The organism is Streptomyces sp. NPDC086787, assembly GCF_044745865.1.
In the GTDB taxonomy this organism is placed as follows: Bacteria; Actinomycetota; Actinomycetes; order Streptomycetales; family Streptomycetaceae; genus Streptomyces.
This window is the reverse complement of the sequence record NZ_JBIVBC010000012.1, coordinates 68,974-88,166: the sequence shown is the minus strand read 5'-3', so window position 1 is coordinate 88,166 and position 19,193 is coordinate 68,974. Positions and strand designations below refer to the sequence as shown.

Below are 19,193 nucleotides of genomic sequence, written 5' to 3'. Positions count from 1 at the left end.
TGCCCCCAGGAGGGGCGCGCAGCCCGGCGGCCACGGCGATGACTGCCAGTTGCGGCGCCGCCTCGCGACCTCGTGGATCAGCCACGACCGGCTGCTCAGCCCCAAGTCTCCGGGTCAGACCCCTGCGGGTGTCCGGGCGTCCTCCGTGGGGGTCGTGGGCGCCGTCGCGGGGCCGCCGTGCCCTTCCGGGGACCCGAACCAGGCCACCGCCACCGCGCCCGACACGGCGAGCACGAACCCGGTGATCGCCGCCCAGGTGAAGCCGGAACGGGAGGCGTCGCCGAGCCACAGCACGCCGATCATGCCCGGCAGGACGGTCTCACCGACGACCAGCGCGGCTGTGGCGCCGTTGACCGAGCCGATCTGCAGGGCGACCGTGTGCAGATACATGCCGCCGATGCCGGCCACCAGGATCGCGTAGAGCGCGGGATCGGAGAGCAGCGCTCGCACGTCGAACGGATCGATGCCGTTCAGCACCCGGACCCCGATGCCGAGGGCACCGAAGCCCAGTCCGGACAGCAGGCCTGCCAGGATCGCGGCACGCCCGCCCAGGAGGCGTACGGCCACGGTGCCGCCCGCTGTCAGAAGCAGGGCGATCCCCAGCAGCCACCAGTGCGTGGAGACCGGGGTGGCGCCGCTGCCTTCCGGGCCCGCCGCCGTCGCCAGCAGCACCAGAGCCGAGCAGACCACGGCGATCGAGGTCCACTCGGCACGGTTCAGCCGGATACCGAGCAGCTTGGTGCTCAGCACCGCCGTGATCACCAAATTGGCGCTGATCACGGTCTGCGACAGGAAGAGCGGCAGGAGGCGCGCCGCCAGTGCGCCGAGCCCGAAGCCGACGAAATCCAGGATGGACCCGACTATGAACTCGCCGGTCATAGCCGCTTTCGCGGTGGACGACAGGCTCGGGCCGCCGTGCTGGGTCACGCTGCCCGCGGCGGCTTCCCGGCGGGCGGACTTCCGTGATCCGACGGCCTGCAGGACGGAGCCGGTGCCGTAACAGATTGATGCTGCCACGGCGGTCAGCAGTCCTACGAGCACCGAAAAGCTCCGTTCATCCATGGGTCAGTGGGTTTTGGTTCCGTTCCCACTGGCAGACGTGCGTTTCGGCGACGAAGTTGCTTCTCACGAGTCAGCTAGTGGTGCCGCTTCGCGCGGTGCAGGTCAGTGCTTGGTGTGGTAGCTGTCCCCCATGGTGGGCGTCATATTGTGCTGGGCCAGCGCGTTGAAGGACCTCCGGTCGCGGTCGGCCCTCTGGCGCCGCGCCTCCTCGATCAGCAACCCGTCCGCGTTCTCCGTCGGCCGGTTGCCGCGCCGAAGCAGGACCCAGACGAGCGTGCCCACCAGGCCCGCGAGCAGGCCGAGAAAACCAGCGATCGTCACCATGGCAAGCCCCCGCAGCAAGTGTGACCCCAGTCGTTCCAATCGATCTCAACCTATCCGTTGTATCCGTAGGAGTTCCACCGAAAACGTTCTGGAGACCGGCCAGTTGGGGGCGAGGTGGCTGGGCAAGGGTGTCCTTCACCAGGTAGTGCTCGCAGTCCGGACCTTGCAGCACTGGAGGACCTGGGGTTGAGCGACGTCCACACGCCCTCGTACGCCGAGTGAGAAGAACGGGTCCCGGCGGCCGCAACCGGGGTCAGCCGTTGCGGCTGTCGTCCAGGCGTTTCAGTTCGTCCGCGGTGAGGCGCAGTGCTCCCGCGGCCACGTTCTCCACGAGGTGGCCGGGGTTGCCTGTGCCGGGGATGGCGAGAACGTGCGGGCCCTGGTGGAGGGTCCAGGCGATACGTACCTGTGCGGGGCTCACGCCGTGGTCCCCGGCCACGGCGAGCACCGCTTCGTCGTGGTCGGAGGTGGCGCCGCGCGGTCCGCTGCTTCCGGCGACGGCGTAGAACGGTACGAAGGCGATCCCCCGTTCGCCGCAGATGCGCAGCATCTCGTCGCCGACGGGGCCGGGCCGGTCGACGGCGAAGCGGTTCTGCACGCATACGACGGGTGCGATCTCCAGGGCCTCCGCAAGCTGGTGCGGCCCGACGCCGGAGATGCCGAGGTGCCTGACCAGTCCCGCGTCGCGCAGTTCCGCGAGGGCGCCGAAGTGCTCGGCGATGGACTCCTGACGGCCGGTCCGGCGAAGGTTGACCACGTCGAGGTGGTCGCGGCCCAGCTGGCGCAGGTTCTCCTCGACCTGCCCGCGCAGCTGGTCGGGCCGGGCCGGGGTGCCCCACTCGCCGTGCTGGTCGCGGTGCGGTCCGACCTTGGTGACGATCACCAGGTCGTCGGAGTAGGGACCGAGCGCGCTGTTGATGAGTTCGTTGGCGGAGCGCAGGGAGGAGAAGTAGAAGGCGGCGGTGTCGATGTGGTTCACACCGAGCTCGACCGCCTTGCGCAGAACGGCGATCGACTGTTCGCGGTCGCTCGGTGCGCCGAGGTGGAAGGCCGCGCTGCCCGTCAGTCGCATCGCGCCGAACCCGACGCGGTTGACGGGCAGTTCACCGAGGTTCCAGACTCCCGCGGCGTCCGCGGTGATCATTTCGGAGGTCATCGGCGGAGTCTCGCACACGTCCGGGAAGCGGACGCGGGCGGCTCACGGATAGGTGTAGGTGTTCAGGTTGGCGACGGCCGAGCCCGGGTTGCCGAGGTCATAGCGGTCCACGGCGAGGAAGTTGGGCTTCTTGCGGGCGGCGGGCTGGCAGAACCGCTGGGCGCGGTCGGCGAGTTTGGTGTTGTCCGACTGGGCGGTGACGCCCATGGTGACGTCACGGAAGTGGTTCATGACGAACAGCGGCCTGAAGGCCGGCTCGGTGTGGGTGAGCGGGATGTCGCCCCAGCGGCTGGTGCAGGTCCAGTCGGAGGTGCCGATGCCCGAACCCATGGACCAGTAGTTCTCGACGGTCCATTCGCGCTGGTACATCACGCCGAAGCTGTCCCGGGTCAGTCCGGCGGCCTCGTCGGCGGAGCGGCTGTGGTCGGTGAAGATCAGAAGCCGCTGGTTCGCGGCGATCAGGTCGGCCACCCTGGGCCAGCCGTTCTGCCGGACGCCGGTGCGGTCGGGGCGGTAGAGGACGTCCGACAGGCCGTTGACACGGGCGAGTTCGGAGCGCAGGACGCTGGGGTCGACGTAGTCCTCCATGAAGACGGTGACCAGTTGGTCCGGGTGGGACTTGAGGAAGTCGACCATCCTCTGCACGTCCACCCAGAGGGCGACCGGTCGGCTGACCAGGGTGCAGCTGTTGTGGCACAGGATGGCGCCGTCCGGCGTCTGGTGTATGTCCAGCATGAACCCGCGCACTCCGTCGGTGAGTTGCTGGTTGATGCCGCGGGTCTGGTTGGGGAAGAAGTTCACGAAGGGCGGGGCGAAGCCGCCGTCGACTCCGTTGGCGTAGGCATTGTGCGCGGTGAGGAAGGTGACCTGGTCGAGGGTGCGCTTGTCCGGGGCTGGCATCGGGCTGGTGGCGGGGGCGACGGGGGTGAGATACCAGGCGGCCAGGGTGCCGGACGTGCCGACGGCCAGCTGATCGGGGTAACCGGCGCCGGGCGGTTGGGGAGCGACCGTCAAGTAGCGTTCTCCGCCGGGGACTTTGAGCGTGTAACGGTCGTCGCCGACGGGCCCGATCTCCCAGGCGGCGTCGGCGCTCGCGCAGGCCACGGTGCGGGCCTGGTCCCCGGCGCGGCCGAGGCAGCTGCCGGGCGTGTCCGTGCTCTCCAGGACGTACGAGGATCCGGCTGCCCGCAGGTTCCACTGCTGGCGGTCCTCGTTGCCCCTGGGCGGGTGCTGTACGACCGCTCCCCCGCTGTCGGCGGCGTTGAAGCCGGTCACGGCGCTCTGCACGTAGTAGGCCCCGGAGGCCGGAGCCGCGGTGGCCGCGTGGGCGGGAGGTGTCACGACCGCGGCGACGAGCGCGGCCGCCGTGGCGAGCAGTGCGTGTGGGGTACGCATGCGGGTGCCTTCCGTTCGGGCAGTTAGTCAGGTGCATGTCACCATGCCCGGTGAACGGGTCCGGGCAACAGAGGTTGACGCACGCCGAAATCCCGAAGTTCGGAACGGAGTTCGGAACGAAGTTCGAAGGGGAATTGAGCTCAGTCCGCGAGGGTCCTGCGGCACCGTTCGAGGTGCTCGCGTTCCGCGGGGCTCACGGCCAGCTCGGCCGCGATCTCGTACTCCCGTACCGCCTCGGCGGTGCGGCCGAGGCGGCGCAGCAGGTCGGCGCGTACCGCGTGCAGCACGTGGTACGCGCCGAGGTCCAGGGCGTCCACCAGACCGAGAGCCTTCCCCGGTCCCTCCACCTCGGCCACCGCGACGGCCCGGTTCAGCTCCACGACCGAGTTCGGGGCGAGCGCCAGGAGCTGGTCGTACAGGCGCAGGATCTGCCGCCAGTCGGTGGCCCCGACGGTCGGCGCGTCGCTGTGCACGGCGTTGACGGCTGCCTGGATCTGGTACGGCCCCGGCCGGTTCCGGCGCAGGCAGCGCCGTACCAGGTCCTGCCCCTCGGCGATCATGTCACGATCCCAGCGGGCCCGGTCCTGCTCGGGCAGCGGCACCAGCACGTCGTCCTCGCCGAACCGGGCCGGGCGGCGCGCCTCGATCAGCAGCATCAGCGCGAGCAGTCCGGTGACCTCGGGCTCGTCCGGCATGAGGCCGTGCAGCAGCCGTCCGAGGCGTACGGCCTCGGCGCACAGGGCGGGATCCCCGGTGTATCCCTCGTTGAAGATCAGGTAGACCACGGCGAGTACGCCGTTCAGCCGGTCGGGCAGGTCGGCGTCACGGGGCAGGCGGTACGGGACGCCCGCGTCGCGGATCTTGGCCTTGGCCCGCACGAGCCGCTGGGCCAGGGTGGGTTCGGGTACCAGGAAGGCGCGCGCGATCTGGGCCGTGTCGAGCCCACCGAGCAGGCGCAGGGTGAGGGCGACCCGGGACTGGAGGGCGAGCGCGGGATGACAGCAGGTGAAGATCAGGCGCAGCCGGTCGTCGCGCACGGGGCCCTCCTCGGCGGGTGCGTCGCGGGCATACAGCCGGGCGGCGTCGGCGTGCCGGGCGTCCCGGGAGGACTCACGGCGCAGCCGGTCGATAGCGCAGTTGCGCGCGGTGGTGATGATCCAGCCGGCCGGGCTCGGCGGCACCCCGCTCTCGGGCCACTTGAGCAGAGCCGTGGTGAAGGCGTCCTGGACCGCTTCCTCGGCGAGGTCGATGTCGCCGAGGAAGCGGACGAGGACGGAGACCGCGCGTCCGTACTCGGTACGGAAGACGGCCTCGACCTCGGCGGCCCGTGGCATCAGTGCGGATCCGCGAAGGGGCGCACCTCGATGGGGAGGGTGGTGGCCACGGCTGCCTTCCTGCCCCACTCCAGCGCCTCGTCCAGGTCGGCGGCCCTGATCAGGCACAGACCGCCCAGATACTCCTTGCCCTCGGCGTACGGCCCGTCGGTGACCAGGATGTCGCTGCCCGAGGGGCGCAGCACGGTGGCGGTCTCCGGGCCGTGCAGACCGCCCGCGAAGACCCAGGCGCCGGCGTCGCGCAGTTCCTGGTTGAAGGCCTCGACGTCGCTCATGATCGCGGCGAGCTCGTCGGGGGCGGGCGGCTGTCCGCCGGCCGGCTGTACCACGCTGAGCAGGTAGTGCTTCATCTCGTCCTCCGGAAACTGGTGAAGACCGCGGGGTATGGGTCCGCGGGGTGCGTGTCACCTCCTACACGAACGGCGGGCCCCCGGATCGACACCGCCGCACCGACCGATCGGGAGAATCCCCGCATGACCATCGCAGCACACCCACTCGTCAGCGCGGCGCGCGGACTCGCGGACGATCTGCTGGCCCCGCTGGCCGGACAGGTCGACCAGGAGGGCGTACCCGTGAGCCATATCGACGCGATCCGGCGTTCCGGGCTGCTCGGGGTGAGCGCGCCGCCGGAGTACGGCGGGGCGGGCGCACCCGACTCCGTCGCCCGGGAGATCATGGAGATCCTGGCGGGCGCGTGCTGCTCCACCTGGTTCGTGCAGACCCAGCACCACACGCCGGTGAAGCTGCTGGCGAGGTCGGAGGCACCGGTGCGCGAACGGCTGCTGCGTCCGCTGGCGACCGGTGAGCTGCTGGCCGGGATCGCCTACGCGCACGTCCGCGCCTTCCCCCGGGTACCCGTGCGGGCCACCGCCGAGCGGAGCGGCTGGCGCTTCGACGGCACCGTGCCCTGGTACACGGGCTGGGGCCTGAACGACGTGATACTGCTGGCGGGCCTCTCCGAACGGGACGACGTGGTGTTCGCCTTCGTCGACGCCCGTGAGCAGCCGGGGCTGCGTCCCTCGCCGCCGATGCGGCTGGCGGCACTCAGCGCCGCCCGGACGGTCTCCCTGGAGCTGGACGGCCTGTGGCTGCCGGAGGAGTCCGTGGTGCTGCGCGTACCGAGGGAGACGTTCGCACGGACCGACATCCCACGCAGCGCCAACGCCTCCCCGGCGGTCTTCGGGCTGGCGACCGCGGCCCTGGGTCTGCTGGAGGGCACCGAGGACGGGGCCGGTGCGGCGCGCCCGCTGCGGGAGCGCCTGGCCGAGGTCCGGCGCCGGGCCTACGCGCTGGCCGACCACCCGGTTCCGCACGAGCACGTCGAGGAACGTCTGGCGGTCAGGACTCAGGCCTACGACATCATGCGCACGATCACCACCGCGGCCGTCGTGGCGGGCGGCGGACGTGCCATGGATCTGCGCAGCCCCGCCCAGCGGCTGGCCCGCGAGGCCATGTTCCTGCTGGTGCAGGGACAGACCGCCCCGGTTCGGCAGGCCCATCTGGCGGCGCTGTCCGGCTCCGGCGAGGGCGACCCGACCCGGGGGTGACCTGCCGACCTGCCTGACCTGCCAGGGAGCTGCGAGAGGCTGCCAGGGCCTGCTAGGCCGCGTCCTCCTCGGCCGGGACCACCACCAGGAACGCGTCGGTCATCAGGTCCATCACGACAGTGGCCGGCTCGCCCGCGGCACGGCGGGCGGCCGCGTACTCCTCGGCCGGCCACGATCCTCGGGGTGATCCGGCCGGAAACCGCTCCAGCACCTTCGCGCTCATGGTGGTGGTCCACCTCCCCTGTCGACGGCCCCCTCGGACCGTGCGGCGTGTGCTGTACCGACTGCCCCGGATCGGTGCGGACATGTACGACGCATCCGTTTGGGCACTCGGGGTGGAAGTGGGAGAGAAGTGAGGGAGGGGACGTCGACGCGGAGGACCGAGGAGCCATGGACCGTGAGAAGGCCGAAGCGGCGCCGCGCTGTCTGGTGACTGGTGCCACGGGATACATCGGCGGCAGGCTGGTGCCGGAGCTGCTGGCGGCCGGCTACCGGGTGCGCTGTCTGGCCCGGTCTCCGGGCAAGCTGCGCGACCACCCGTGGGCGGGAGAGGTGGAGGTGGTACGCGGAGACGTCACCGACGCCGCGTCGGTCGCCGAGGCGCTGCGGGACGTCGATGTCGCCCACTATCTGGTGCACTCCCTCGGCACGGGCCGCCGGTTCGAGGAGACCGACCGGCGCGCGGCCAGGATCTTCGGGGAGTGCGCGCGGGCCGCGGGCGTACGCCGCATCGTCTACCTCGGCGGACTCGCCCCGGCGGGGGTGCCCGAGCACGAGCTGTCGCCGCATCTGCGGTCCCGTGTGGAGGTGGGCCGTGTACTGCTGGCCTCCGGGGTGCCCACGACGGTGCTGCGGGCCGCGGTGATCATCGGATCGGGCTCCGCGTCCTTCGAGATGCTGCGCTACCTGACCGAGCGGCTGCCCGTGATGGTCACCCCGAGCTGGGTGCGCACCCGTATCCAGCCCGTGGCCGTACGGGACGTGCTGCGTTTCCTGGTCGGCAGCGCCCGAATGCCCGACGACGTCAGCCGGACCTTCGACATCGGGGGCCCGGACGTGCTGACCTACCGGGACATGATGCTGCGGTACGCGGAGGTGGCGGGCCTGCCCCGCCGGGTGATCATCCCGGTGCCGGTGCTCACGCCCCGGCTGTCCAGCCTCTGGGTGGGTCTGGTCACGCCGGTCCCGGCGTCCATCGCCCGGCCGCTGACCGAGTCGCTGCGCCACGAGGTGGTCTGCCGCGAGCACGACATCGCACGGTATGTGGCCGACCCGCCGGGGCACCCGGTCGGCTTCGACGAGGCGGTACGGCTGGCGCTGCGGCGCATCCGCGAGGCCGGCGTGACCACCCGCTGGTCGTCCGCAGCGGTGCCCGGCGCCCCCAGCGACCCGCTGCCCACCGACCCCGACTGGGCGGGCGGCAGTCTCTACAGCGACCGGCGTGAGGCGTGGGTGGACGCCCCGTCCGAGGACCTGTGGCGGGTGATCGAGGGGGTCGGCGGCGACAACGGGTGGTATTCGTTCCCGCTCGCCTGGGCGCTACGCGGGTGGCTGGACCGGCTGGTCGGCGGCGTGGGGCTGCGCCGCGGCCGACGGGACGCGCAGCGGCTGCGGGTGGGCGACTCGCTGGACTTCTGGCGGGTGGAGGAGATCGAGCCGGGCAGGCTGCTGCGGCTGCGGGCCGAGATGCGGCTGCCGGGACCGGCCTGGCTGGAGATGCGCGCCGAGCGTGACGGGCGCGGGCGCTGCCGGTACCGGCAGCGTGCCCTGTTCCATCCGCGCGGGCTGCTTGGTCACGTCTACTGGTGGAGCCTGTCGCCGTTCCACGCGCTGGTGTTCGGCGGGATGGCCCGCAACATCGCCCGCGCGGCGGAGCAGGCACCGCCCGTCCTCGTCCCCAGGGAGGAACACTCACCCGCCCGTTGACGCCTGCATCCGCCGACGCCCCGGGGCCGGAAGCACCGCTCAGGAAGCAGTCACCGTCCGCACGATCTCTCCGGAGCCGTCCCCATGAATGTCTCGGTCGTCCTGTTCACCTCGGACCTGCGGCTGCACGACCAACCGGCGCTGCGGGCCGCCCTGGAGGGCGGGCGCCACGTCGTGCCGCTGTTCGTCCGCGACCGGGCGGTGGAGCGGTCCGGGTTCGCGGTGCCCAACCGGCTGGCGTTCCTCGCCGACTGTCTGCGCGATCTGGACGCGGGGCTGCGCGAGCGCGGCGGGCGGCTGATCGTGCGGTCCGGGGACGTGGTGGAGGAGGTGTGCGGGGTGGCCGCCGAGACGGACGCCGACGAGGTGCATCTGGCGGCCGACGTGAGTGCCTACGCGCACCGGCGGGAGGAGGGGCTGCGGCGTGCCCTGGAGGCGGCGGGACGCCGGCTGTTCGTGCACGACACGGTGACCGCGGCGGTCGCGCCCGGCACGGTGGCTCCGGCCGCCTCCGGCCACTTCGCGGTGTTCACGCCGTACTACCGCCAGTGGTCGCGGCAGCCGCTTCGCGAACCGCTCGACGCGCCCCGCGCGGTGCGGGTGCCGGACGGGGTGGGATCCGAGGAACTGCCCGTACGGTCGGCGGTGACCGGCGTGTCCGAGGGGCTGGCCGAGGGCGGCGAGCGGGCGGCCCGCGAGCGGCTCACCGGCTGGCTGCGCGCGGGCGTCGCCGCGTACGAGGACCGGCACGACGACCTGGCGGGCGACGCGACCTCCCGGCTCTCTCCGCACCTGCACTTCGGGGCGCTCTCCCCCGTCGAGGCCGTGCACCGGGCGCGGCGCGCGGGCGGTCCGGGCGGCGAGGCGTTCGTACGGCAGCTCGCGTGGCGCGACTTCCACCGGCAGGTGCTGGCGGCGCGGCCGGAGGCGGCCTCCGCCGACTACCGCACCAAGCACGACCGGTGGCGGACCGAGCGTACGGCGGGCGACGACATCGAGGCGTGGCGCGAGGGCCGGACCGGCTATCCGATCGTCGACGCGGCCATGCGCCAGCTGAGGCACGAGGGGTGGATGCACAACCGGGGCCGGCTGTTGACGGCGAGCTTCCTGGCGAAGACGCTCTACGTGGACTGGCGCGTGGGCGCCCGGCACTTCCTCGACCTGCTGGTGGACGGGGACGTCGCCAACAACCAGCTCAACTGGCAGTGGATGGCGGGCACGGGCACGGACACCCGGCCCAACCGTGTCCTCAACCCGGTCACCCAGGGCAGGCGGCACGATCCGGACGGCGTCTACGTGCGGCGGTGGGTGCCGGAGCTGTCCGGGGTCAGCGGTCCCGCGGTGCACGAGCCGTGGAAGCTCCGGGGTCTGGACCGGGCGGCGCTCGACTACCCGGATCCGATCGTCGAACTGTCCGAGGGGCTGGCCCGGTTCAAGCGGGCCCGCGGGCAGGAGTGAGCGCCGGTCGGCGGTCCCGCCGGATCAGCCGCGGTGGGCTCCGGACAGGATGTCGAGGGCGTCGCGCAGTGCGGTCGGGCGCACCATGCCGTGCGCCGGGCGGCCGGCCCAGCCCGGTCCGCCGAGCAGTACCAGCGGCTGTCGGCGCGCACCCCTGATGCCCCACTCGGTGGCGGCGACGTGCTGGGCCAGCGGCAGGTTCGCGGTCGAGCGGGCCTGCGCCCACAGGACCACCGCGGCCGGGCCCAGTCGCCGTACCGCGGCGGTGAGTGCTTCGACGGGTACGGCGGCCCCGAACATCCGGGTGGGCAGGCCGAGTTCGCCGAGCCCGGCGTTCAGCGCCTCCAGCGGGAGGGTGTGCTGCTCGCCGGGTGCGCAGGCGAGGACCACCGGGCCGGGGGCGGTGGCGTCGGGTGTTCGGGGACGGCGGGTGTGTCCGCGCAGCACGGTGGAGACGTGCCAGGACAGCAGGTGCTCCACCTCGACGTAACGGTCGCCGGACGAGGCCCACTTGCGTCCCACCGCGTGCAGGGCCGGCACCATCACCTCCTGCCAGGCCACGGCGAGGCCGTGAGCGGCGACCGCGTCGGTCAGCCGGTCCTCGACGGCCGCGGCGTCCAGGCGCACGGCGGCGCGGGCCAGACCCCGGCACTCCCGGCGCAGGTCACCGGGTGGCGGCGGTCCGGCCGCACGCGAACGCCCGGCCGGGGCCTCACGGGCCGCGCTGTCCCGGGCCGGGGCGGGCCGGTCTCCCGCCGCCGTCACGAGCGCGGCGCGGGCGGCCTCGGCGGGCGGTACCCCGGAGGAAGTCAGTCGGCACATCGTCTCCAGCGTCGCCACGTCCCGGGGTGTCCAGCGCCGGTGCCGGCCGTCGGCGCGCCGGGCCGGGCCCAGGCCGTAGCGTCGGTCCCAGGTGCGCAGGGTGGTGGGTGAGACACCGAGTCTGCGGGCCAGGGCACCGGTGGTCAGTCCGGCATCCGTGTCCGTGTCCGGCCCGTCCGTGGCCGGGTACGCGCTCATGGGGCGACTATACGACGCACGATCGACGCAGGTTGAGTGCAGTGGAAGCGGGATCCCACGATGGCGGCGGCACAGTCGCACGTGAGGAGCCGCGGAGATGACCACGTACCCGGCCGAGCGGCGGTCCGGCGAGGAGCGGGCCGTCGGGGCGCGTCGCGCCGACGAGGAACTGGCGCGGGCTCTGGTGGCGGGCGCGGACGACTGTCTGACCGCGGTCCATCGCCGCTGGTCCGCACTGGTGTACGCGTTGGCTCTGCGGTCGCTCGGGGACCCGGGGGAGGCCGAGGACGTCACCCAGCAGGTGTTCCTCGGGGTGTGGCGCGGGCGGCACGGCTACCGGCCGGAGCGTGGGCCGCTGGGGGCCTGGATCGTCGGGATCGCCCGCCGCGGGATCGCCGACGCCCTGGCCGCGCGGACCCGGCGCGGGGAGCTGGTCGCCGCCGCCGGGTCGGCGCTGCCGCCCGGTGGCGCCGTGACCGGCCGGCCCGAGGCCGTGCTCGACCGGGTACTGGTCCGCCACGAGCTGGCCAGGCTCCCGGCCTCCCAGCAACGGGTACTGCGCCTCGCCTTCTACGAGGATCTGACCCAGGCTCAGATCGCGGCGCGCACCGGGTGGCCGCTGGGCACGGTCAAGAGTCACGCGCGACGCGGGCTGCACCGGTTGCGGGACCGGTTCGAGCAGGAGTCGGTCACTTTCGACGCACAAACGGTGCGCGAGGCAGGAGTGACGCGTGGCCTCACCCAGAACCACCCCACCTCTACATATAAGAGTGAAATAAGGGCAGAATAGGTTCTAGCGGCGCTCACCGCACCGCACCAGACGCGGTCAGGCCTGCAAGTCAAAGGAGACGAGTTATGGCCAACGTCTCGCACAGAGGTGACATATCCAGCCACCCCGATGCCCCAGAAATGCGGGAACGCTACGCCCGCATGCTCGGCGGACGCGATGTCGCGCTCGTGGACGGACCGGTGTTCCTTCTCGGCCTGTACTGCGCGGCCTCCCCGTGGATCCTCCACTACACGACGAGCCAGCCCGCGCTCGTCACGCACAACCTGATCGTCGGCATCGCGATAGGCCTGCTGGCGCTCGGTTTCACCACGGCCCCGGACCGCATGTACGGCCTGAGCTGGGCCATGTGTGCGATGGGAGTCTGGATGATCATCGCGCCCTGGATCGTCGGCAGGAACCCCGACACCGGCGTCGTACTGAACAACGTCATCATCGGCGCCCTTGCCGTGATCCTGGGGCTGGTGTGTGCCGGTACGGCGGCGAAGCGCACCCCCATGCCATGAGGTGAGGACAGAGGAAAGGAAAACACCGTGGGCCGGTCCGCCCGAGGCGGACCGGCCTTCGTCAGGTGCCGGCCCGTTCCGTGTCCGGCGCCGGGGCGGCGGTGACGTACTCCTCGGCGATCTCCTTCGCGCCGAACGGCCACGCCCTCTCCAGCCTCGCCCAGACGGCGAACGCCAAGCAGCCGAGCGCCAGCCAGGCCAGCGACCACTCGACGGGGTGGTGGCCCGGGGAGTTCCGGTCGGCGTACCCGTAGATGACGCACCAGCCGGCGAAGGCGACGGCGCTCGGCAGCGGGTACAGCCACATGCGGTAGGGACGACGCAGCGTGGGCTGCCGTCTGCGCAGCACCGACAGGGCCACGATCTGGGCCAGCGCCTGCACGATCACCATCACCGTGGTGAGGAGTTGGATCAGCGTGGCGAGGTCGGTGTGCCGGCCGATGAGAAAGCCGACGGCGGTGATCGCCCCCATGGTCGCCAGCCCCAGCGTCGGGAAGCGGTGCCTCGGGTGCAGCCTCTCGTAGAGCCGGAAGAAGACCCGGTCCCGGGCGGCGTCGTACGGCACCCGCGAACCGCCGAGCAGGCCGGTGAACACCGAGGCGAAAGCGGTGATCAGGATGAGTACGGTGACGGTGTCCGCGGCGCCCCTGCCCCAGGTCCGTTCCAGGACCGCCGAGGCCACGGAGGTGGCGGCGATGTCACCGGGGTCGGTCATGCGGTGCCAGTCGACGACACCGAGCGTGCCGATCTGGAGGAGCAGGTAGATGGCCATGATGCCGAGGATGGAGAAGAGGACGGAGCGCGGCAGGATGCGGCCGGGGTCCTTGATCTCGGCGCCCATGTAGGCGGCCGTGTTGTAGCCGAGGTAGTCGTAGATGCCGATGGTCAGGCCCGCGGCGAAACCGGTCCAGAAGTGGTCGCCGGTCAGGTCGAAGGCGTCCGCCGGGTAGGTGAAGGCCAGGTGCGGGCTGAAGTGGCCTGCCGCGGCGGCGATCACCAGGAGCACCGAGCTGATCATCACGGTCCACATCACGGCGGTGATCCGGGCGATGTGTTCGATGCCGCGCCAGAGCAGGATCACGACCAGGGCGATGACGCCGAGCCCGATCAGGTCGCCCGGGGTCCTGCCCAGGCCCGGCGCGAGATAGCCCAGGTACTGGACGAAGCCGACCACGCCCGTGGACATGATCAGCGGGATGAAGAGCATCGCCGTCCAGACGAAGAGGAAGGGCATCAGCCGGCCCGTACGGTACTGGAAGGCCTGGCGCAGATAGACGTAGCTGCCGCCGGAGCCGGGCATCGCAGCGCCCAGTTCGGCCCAGACCAGGCCGTCGCAGAGCGCGAGGACCGCGCCCGCCACGAACCCGAGGACCGCCTGGGGACCGCCGAACGCGGTGACCATCAGCGGAATGGTGACGAACGGACCGATCCCGCACATCTGGCTCATGTTGATGGCGGTGGCCTGGAAGAGACCGACACGGCGGACGAAGCCGCCCGTGGGTGGCGGGCTACCGGACACGGGAACTCCTGACGCGGCGCTGCGGACCGGCAGGGCCAAGAAGGCCTGCTGCGAGATGATTTGCTGGCGGCGTCAAGCATGCGTCAGGGATGCGTGAGAACGGCGCGATCGCCGCCGCCGACGCCGTGGCGTCGGGCCGACCGGGTGAGGACGTGATGCCGCTCGGCGCGGGTGGCTGCGGCTCCGGGCGGTGATTGACATGATCGTCCCGCCGCCCTAGCTTGAGACAGGTTAGTAAAGTTTCCTAACTTTACAGCCTGGAGTTCCCGTGCCTCCTCGCCTCACCTCCGCCGCCGTCGCCCTCGGCCTGCTCGGCGCACTGTCCACCACCGCCTGGGCCGGGTCCCGGCAACCGGCGTACGAACGCGCCCTGTTCAGTGCCCCGACACGCGCCCGGGTCACCTCCGTACCGTCGGCGGCGGGCACCGCGACACCGCTCGCCGGATACGCGATCCAGTCGACGGCGAAGGTGGACGACTCCGCGTCGGACGTCTCCACCCCCGGCTACCCGACCGCCGGCTGGTATCCGGCGGGCCCGCGCTCCACCGTCCTCGCCGCACTGCTCGCCGAGCACGTCCACCCGGACCCGTTCTACTCGACCAACCAGCAGAAGATCCCCAAGGCCGACTTCCAGGTCCCGTGGTGGTACCGCTCCGACTTCGAGGTGGCGGACACCGACGAGCGCACCTCGCTCGACTTCAGCGGTGTGATCTCGGCGGCGGACGTGTATGTCAACGGCCGTCAGGTGGCCCGGGCCTCGGAGGTGTCCGGCGCCTACACCCGGCACGAGCTGGACATCACCTCGCTGGTGAAGCGCGGCACGAACACGGTGGCCTTCCGGATCCAGCCGAACGTGCCGAACAAGAAGCTGACCATGGGCTGGATCGACTGGCTCCAGCCGCCGCCCGACGAGAACATGGGCATCGTCCGTGACGTGGTCGTCCGCCGGGGCGGCCCGCTCACGCTGCGGGACGCCCACGTGACGACCGAGCTGGACGTCCCCTCGCTCGCGTCCGCCGACCTGACGGTGAAGGCACGGGTCCACAATGGCTCGGACCGGGACGTCACGGCCCAGGTCACCGGCAAGGCCGCCGGGACACCCCTCACCAGGTCGGTGCAACTCGCCGCGCACGAGACGAAGACGGTCGCCTTCACCCCCGCCGACACACCCGGCCTGCGCCTCACCACACCCAAGGTGTGGTGGCCCGCGGGCATGGGCGGGCAACCCCTGTACGACCTCGAGCTGTCCGTGTCCGTGGCCGGCACGGTGTCGGACACCGCTCACGAGACCTTCGGCGTCCGCGACGTCCAGGCACCGCTGAACTCCGACGGCGCCCGCCAGTACCGGATCAACGGCCGCAGGCTGCTCATCAAGGGCGGCGGCTGGTCACCGGACGAGTTCCTGCGCTGGGACCGCGGGTACGCCGAGGACCGCCTCAGATACGCGCTCGATCTCGGCCTCAACGCCATCCGCCTGGAAGGCCACATCGAGCCCGACGAGTTCTTCGACCTCGCCGACCGCCTCGGCGTCCTCACGCTGCCCGGCTGGGAGTGCTGCGACAAGTGGGAGGGCCAGGTCAACGGGACCGGCGAGTCCGGCGATCCGTGGACGGACGCCGACTACCCCGTGGCCAAGGCGTCGATGGCGGCCGAGGCCGCGCGGCTGCGCGACCACCCGAGCGTCATCTCCTTCCTCATCGGCAGTGACTTCGCGCCCGACGCGACGATCGAGAAGAACTACCTGGACGCCCTGAAGGCGGCCGACTGGCCGACCCCCGTGGTCGCCGCCGCCTCCGCCAAGTCCTCACCCCAGCTCGGCAGTTCGGGCATGAAGATGACCGGCCCCTACGACTGGGTGCCGCCGGCCTACTGGTACGACAAGCGGGAGGGCGGGGCGGCCGGCTTCAACTCCGAGACCAGCGCGGGTCCCGACATCCCCACCCTCGACACCCTGCGCCGGATGATGACGCCGGCCGAACTGGACACGCTCTGGAAGAACCCGGACCTCAGGCAGTACCACCGCTCCCCGTCGCCGGTGTTCGGCACCCTGAAGATCTACGACGCCGCGCTCGCCGCGCGGTACGGCTCCCCCACCGGTCTCACCGACTACGTGCGCAAGGCGCAGCTCGCGCAGTACGAGAACGTGCGGGCCCAGTACGAGGCGTACGGACGCAACCAGACGGACCCCTCGAAGCCGTCCACCGGGGTGGTCTACTGGATGTTCAACAGCGGCTGGACGTCACTGCACTGGCAGCTGATGGACCGTTATCTGGACCAGGGCGGCGCGTACTTCGGGGCCAAGAAGGCCAATGAACCGGTGCACGTCCAGTACTCGTACGACGACCGGTCGGTCGTCGTGGTCGGCAACCGGCACGCACCCGCCGACGGGCTCACCGTGCGGGCCACACTGTTCAACCCGGACGGCACACAGAAGTACGACAAGACGGTCGACGGCGTGTCGGTGAAGGGCGACGGCGCTCACACCACCGCGCTCACCCTGCCCTCGTCGGTGAGCGGGCTTTCGACGACGTATCTCGCGCGGCTGGTCCTGACGGACTCAACCGGCCGGGAGGTGAGCCGGAACGTGTACTGGCTCTCCGCCGAGGCGGACCGGCTCGACTGGGCGCACACCGACTGGTACTACACGCCGACCACCGGTTACGCCGATCTGAAGGGGCTGGGCTCGATGGCCGACGCCGCGGTCTCGGCGACCGCGTCGACACAGTCGGCGGACGGCGTATCGACCACGACGGTGACCGTGCGCAACACCGGCGGAGAGAAGACCCCGTCCCTGCTGACGGACCTCCATCTGGTCGACGCGCAGGGCAGGCCGGTGCTCCCCGTGCGCTGGTCGGACAACCTCGTCAGCCTGTGGCCGGGCGAGTCGCTGACCCTGACCGCCCGCTACCGGACGACTGATCTGCACGGCTCCGCGCCGAGCGTGCGGGTGTCCGGCTGGAACACGACGGAGCGGACCGTCCCGGCGGGATGACGCGTCGCATGCCTGAGGGCAATGGCATTCCCGTGAGGCGAACAGCAGCGGACTGACTCCGGCTCCCGGGGGCAGATTCCTTAGCAGCGGGAACCTCGAGGGAATGAGGGTCGGAGATGGAGATCTCGGGCATCATCAGTGCCATCGTCATCGGCATAGTCATCGGCGTGCTGGGACGCCTGGTCGTCCCCGGACGGCAGCACATCGGCGTCCTGTGGACCATCGTCGTGGGCATCGTGGCCGCGCTGCTGGGTTCGGCGATCGCCGCCGGGTTCGGCGTGGCCGACACCAAGGGCCCCGACTGGGTCGAGTGGTTCATCCAGATCGGCCTCGCGGCGGTGGGTGTCGCCGCGCTGGACCGCTCGAGGGTGAACCGCTGAGACAGCTGGAAACCTGGGGGGCTTCTGTCGGAAGCCCCCCAGAGCCCCACCGACTCGGTGAAGATCTACAAGGACCCGAGGAACCGACTAGGGCTCGTACGCGTACGGCGTCGTCGTGCTCAGCGGGTGGAAGCCGAGGCCTTCCAGGATGGGGCGGCTCATGGGGCCCGCGTCGACCTGGAGGTAGGGGTAGCCGAGGGAAGCGGCCGTGTGGGCGCGGTGGGTGACCAGGGCTCGATAGAGGCCCCGCCCGCGCCAGGCCTCCACCGTCCCGCCGCCCCAGAGGCCGGCGAACCCGGTGCCGGGTACGAGTTCCATGCGGGCCGCGCTGACCGGCTCGTCGCCGGCCAGCGCGACCACCGCGACGAGCGTGTCCGGGTCGGCGGCGAGCCTGGCCAGCAGCCGGTGCCGCAGCCGGGTTCCGTCCGTGCCGAAGGCGCGCTCGTGCACGTCCACCACGAGGTCGACCCCGGCCGGATCGGTGGCGGACACGATCCGGATCCCCTCGGGCGGCCGTGCGCCACCGGTCAGGCCGGCGGCCTCGGCGACCATCAGCGTCTCCTCGGGCTCCGGAACGAACCCCGCCGCGACGAGCCGCGCCCCGAGGTCGTGCGGACGGTCATGCCCGTACAGCTTCCACTCGAAGGCCCGGCCGAGGCCGGTGAAGTACGCGATCTGGGCGGCGATCGCGCGGTCCGCGTCGGCCTGGTCCAGATCGGACCAGACGACACCGTTCCAGCCGTGCGCGTCGGCGACCTGCCGCACCACGTTCCCTGAGCGCTCGACCCGGGCGCCGGGGCCGTCGGGCCGTGCACCCTCACGCATCTCGCGGTCGTAGCGGGCGAGCACCGAGGCATGATCCATGGGCGTAGTCCAGCATCCCCGGGTGGCCCGGGTAAACGGGATTACCGGCTCGGCGCGGACCCGGTCAGCGCTCCTGCCGCGGGCGGAACCGCCGGTAGAGGGCGGCGCCGGTGGCGACGAACGCCGCGCCCGCGGCAGCGGGTACGGCGAAGTCCGAGCCCGTGTGGGCGAGGGTCGCGGAGGCCGGGGGGCCCATGAGCGTGTGCGCCGCGGGTGGGGTGCGGTGGGTCCGGGGCGGTGCCGGGGGCTGCGGCACGGGGTGGTCGCCGGGGGTGTTCACGGAGGTGTTGCCCGTCGCCGGGTTGCCCACGCCGACCACGTTGACGCTGTTGCCGCTGACGTTCACCGGGATGTCCACCGGGAGCTGGACGGTGTCGCCGGAGAGCACGCCCGGTGAGTCCTTCCCGCCGCCGTCCGCGGTCGCACCGCCGGGCGACACGGCGGCTCCCGCCCCGGTACCACCGCCCTCGTTGGCGCAGGTGTTGCCCGCGGCGGGGTCCAGGAGTCCCGCCACGCTCACGGTGTTGCCGCACACGTTCACCGGGACGTGCACCGGGAGCTGGACTGTGTTGCCGGAGAGCAGTCCGGGCGAGCCGTCCGCGGAGCCGGCCGCGGCGGAGTCGGCGTGCGCCGGCATCGCCACGGCCATCGCGCCGGAGGCGGCCGCGACGGCGATCACGCCGTTCCGCGTGGCCCTTCTCATCGGGGTCATGGGCGTCATAAGTTCCCTGCCTTCCAGACATGGACACGGGCACTCACCCGCGTCGGAGTAAACGCGGGCGCACCATCCGAGTTATGGCTTATCGGCCTTTCAACCCCATCGAGTGGCTGGGCGCGGGCAGAGTACGGCACTTCGTGCGAGGCCGCCCGCCCGGAGGCGGGCCCCGGCGGGCCCGCATATCGTGAGCGAGGACGCTGCCCCC

At 71.7% G+C, this 19,193-nt stretch carries 18 protein-coding genes; 7 read left to right on the top strand and 11 right to left on the bottom strand.

What is annotated here, in order from left to right; all coding sequences use genetic code 11:
* Nucleotides 1–114: 114 nt before the first annotated feature.
* The 6 genes from ACIPK3_RS25470 to ACIPK3_RS25445 all read right to left on the bottom strand — a co-directional run bounded on the left by ACIPK3_RS25470 (nucleotide 115) and on the right by ACIPK3_RS25445 (nucleotide 5,621).
* Nucleotides 115–1,041, bottom strand: coding sequence for a hypothetical protein (locus ACIPK3_RS25470; RefSeq protein WP_402573157.1), 927 nt, complete (start codon nucleotides 1,039–1,041; stop codon nucleotides 115–117).
* Between the two features lie 123 nt (nucleotides 1,042–1,164).
* A complete protein-coding gene (locus ACIPK3_RS25465; protein WP_402573155.1) occupies nucleotides 1,165–1,386 on the bottom strand; it encodes a hypothetical protein in 222 nt (73 codons plus the stop codon).
* A 253-nt stretch (nucleotides 1,387–1,639) separates the two neighbouring features.
* A complete protein-coding gene (locus ACIPK3_RS25460) occupies nucleotides 1,640–2,542 on the bottom strand; it encodes an aldo/keto reductase (protein WP_402573153.1) in 903 nt (300 codons plus the stop codon).
* A 42-nt stretch (nucleotides 2,543–2,584) separates the two neighbouring features.
* Complete coding sequence (locus ACIPK3_RS25455; RefSeq protein WP_402573152.1) at nucleotides 2,585–3,937, bottom strand: phospholipase; 1,353 nt, start codon at nucleotides 3,935–3,937, stop codon at nucleotides 2,585–2,587.
* A gap of 140 nt (nucleotides 3,938–4,077) precedes the next feature.
* Complete coding sequence (locus tag ACIPK3_RS25450; RefSeq protein ID WP_402573150.1) at nucleotides 4,078–5,271, bottom strand: RNA polymerase sigma factor; 1,194 nt, start codon at nucleotides 5,269–5,271, stop codon at nucleotides 4,078–4,080.
* Nucleotides 5,271–5,621, bottom strand: coding sequence for a YciI family protein (locus ACIPK3_RS25445; RefSeq protein WP_402573148.1), 351 nt, complete (start codon nucleotides 5,619–5,621; stop codon nucleotides 5,271–5,273). The genes ACIPK3_RS25450 and ACIPK3_RS25445 overlap by 1 nt, the downstream gene beginning before the upstream one ends.
* A gap of 123 nt (nucleotides 5,622–5,744) precedes the next feature.
* On the opposite strand from ACIPK3_RS25445, the gene ACIPK3_RS25440 reads away from it, so the two are divergent.
* Nucleotides 5,745–6,818, top strand: coding sequence for an acyl-CoA dehydrogenase family protein (locus tag ACIPK3_RS25440; RefSeq protein ID WP_402573147.1), 1,074 nt, complete (start codon nucleotides 5,745–5,747; stop codon nucleotides 6,816–6,818).
* Nucleotides 6,819–6,870: 52 nt separating this feature from the next.
* Here ACIPK3_RS25440 and ACIPK3_RS25435 read toward each other — a convergent pair whose 3' ends face one another.
* Complete coding sequence (locus ACIPK3_RS25435; protein WP_402573145.1) at nucleotides 6,871–7,041, bottom strand: hypothetical protein; 171 nt, start codon at nucleotides 7,039–7,041, stop codon at nucleotides 6,871–6,873.
* A 167-nt stretch (nucleotides 7,042–7,208) separates the two neighbouring features.
* Between ACIPK3_RS25435 and ACIPK3_RS25430 the strand changes: the two genes are divergently transcribed.
* On the top strand, nucleotides 7,209–8,744 hold the full coding sequence (locus ACIPK3_RS25430; protein WP_402573143.1) for an SDR family oxidoreductase: 1,536 nt from the start codon (nucleotides 7,209–7,211) through the stop codon (nucleotides 8,742–8,744).
* Between the two features lie 84 nt (nucleotides 8,745–8,828).
* On the top strand, nucleotides 8,829–10,202 hold the full coding sequence (locus ACIPK3_RS25425; protein ID WP_402573141.1) for a cryptochrome/photolyase family protein: 1,374 nt from the start codon (nucleotides 8,829–8,831) through the stop codon (nucleotides 10,200–10,202).
* Between the two features lie 24 nt (nucleotides 10,203–10,226).
* On the opposite strand, the gene ACIPK3_RS25420 is transcribed toward ACIPK3_RS25425, so the two are convergent.
* Nucleotides 10,227–11,222, bottom strand: a complete 996-nt coding sequence (locus ACIPK3_RS25420) for a MerR family transcriptional regulator (RefSeq protein WP_402573139.1) — start codon at nucleotides 11,220–11,222, stop codon at nucleotides 10,227–10,229.
* Nucleotides 11,223–11,319: 97 nt separating this feature from the next.
* On the opposite strand from ACIPK3_RS25420, the gene ACIPK3_RS25415 reads away from it, so the two are divergent.
* On the top strand, nucleotides 11,320–12,012 hold the full coding sequence (locus tag ACIPK3_RS25415; RefSeq protein WP_402573138.1) for a sigma-70 family RNA polymerase sigma factor: 693 nt from the start codon (nucleotides 11,320–11,322) through the stop codon (nucleotides 12,010–12,012).
* Between the two features lie 65 nt (nucleotides 12,013–12,077).
* Nucleotides 12,078–12,515, top strand: a complete 438-nt coding sequence (locus ACIPK3_RS25410; RefSeq protein WP_402573136.1) for an SPW repeat protein — start codon at nucleotides 12,078–12,080, stop codon at nucleotides 12,513–12,515.
* A 61-nt stretch (nucleotides 12,516–12,576) separates the two neighbouring features.
* On the opposite strand, the gene ACIPK3_RS25405 is transcribed toward ACIPK3_RS25410, so the two are convergent.
* Complete coding sequence (locus tag ACIPK3_RS25405; RefSeq protein ID WP_402573135.1) at nucleotides 12,577–14,034, bottom strand: APC family permease; 1,458 nt, start codon at nucleotides 14,032–14,034, stop codon at nucleotides 12,577–12,579.
* A 268-nt stretch (nucleotides 14,035–14,302) separates the two neighbouring features.
* Here ACIPK3_RS25405 and ACIPK3_RS25400 point away from each other — a divergent pair, with 268 nt between their 5' ends.
* Nucleotides 14,303–17,026 (top strand): glycosyl hydrolase 2 galactose-binding domain-containing protein, encoded by a 2,724-nt coding sequence (locus ACIPK3_RS25400; protein ID WP_402573133.1) that lies wholly within the window; start codon nucleotides 14,303–14,305, stop codon nucleotides 17,024–17,026.
* A 116-nt stretch (nucleotides 17,027–17,142) separates the two neighbouring features.
* On the top strand, nucleotides 17,143–17,406 hold the full coding sequence (locus ACIPK3_RS25395; RefSeq protein ID WP_402573132.1) for a GlsB/YeaQ/YmgE family stress response membrane protein: 264 nt from the start codon (nucleotides 17,143–17,145) through the stop codon (nucleotides 17,404–17,406).
* A gap of 87 nt (nucleotides 17,407–17,493) precedes the next feature.
* Here ACIPK3_RS25395 and ACIPK3_RS25390 read toward each other — a convergent pair whose 3' ends face one another.
* Complete coding sequence (locus ACIPK3_RS25390) at nucleotides 17,494–18,270, bottom strand: GNAT family N-acetyltransferase (protein ID WP_402573130.1); 777 nt, start codon at nucleotides 18,268–18,270, stop codon at nucleotides 17,494–17,496.
* Nucleotides 18,271–18,334: 64 nt separating this feature from the next.
* Entirely contained in the window at nucleotides 18,335–18,973 is a 639-nt protein-coding gene (locus ACIPK3_RS25385; protein WP_402573317.1) for a chaplin, read from the bottom strand.
* Between the last annotated feature and the right edge of the window lie 220 nt (nucleotides 18,974–19,193).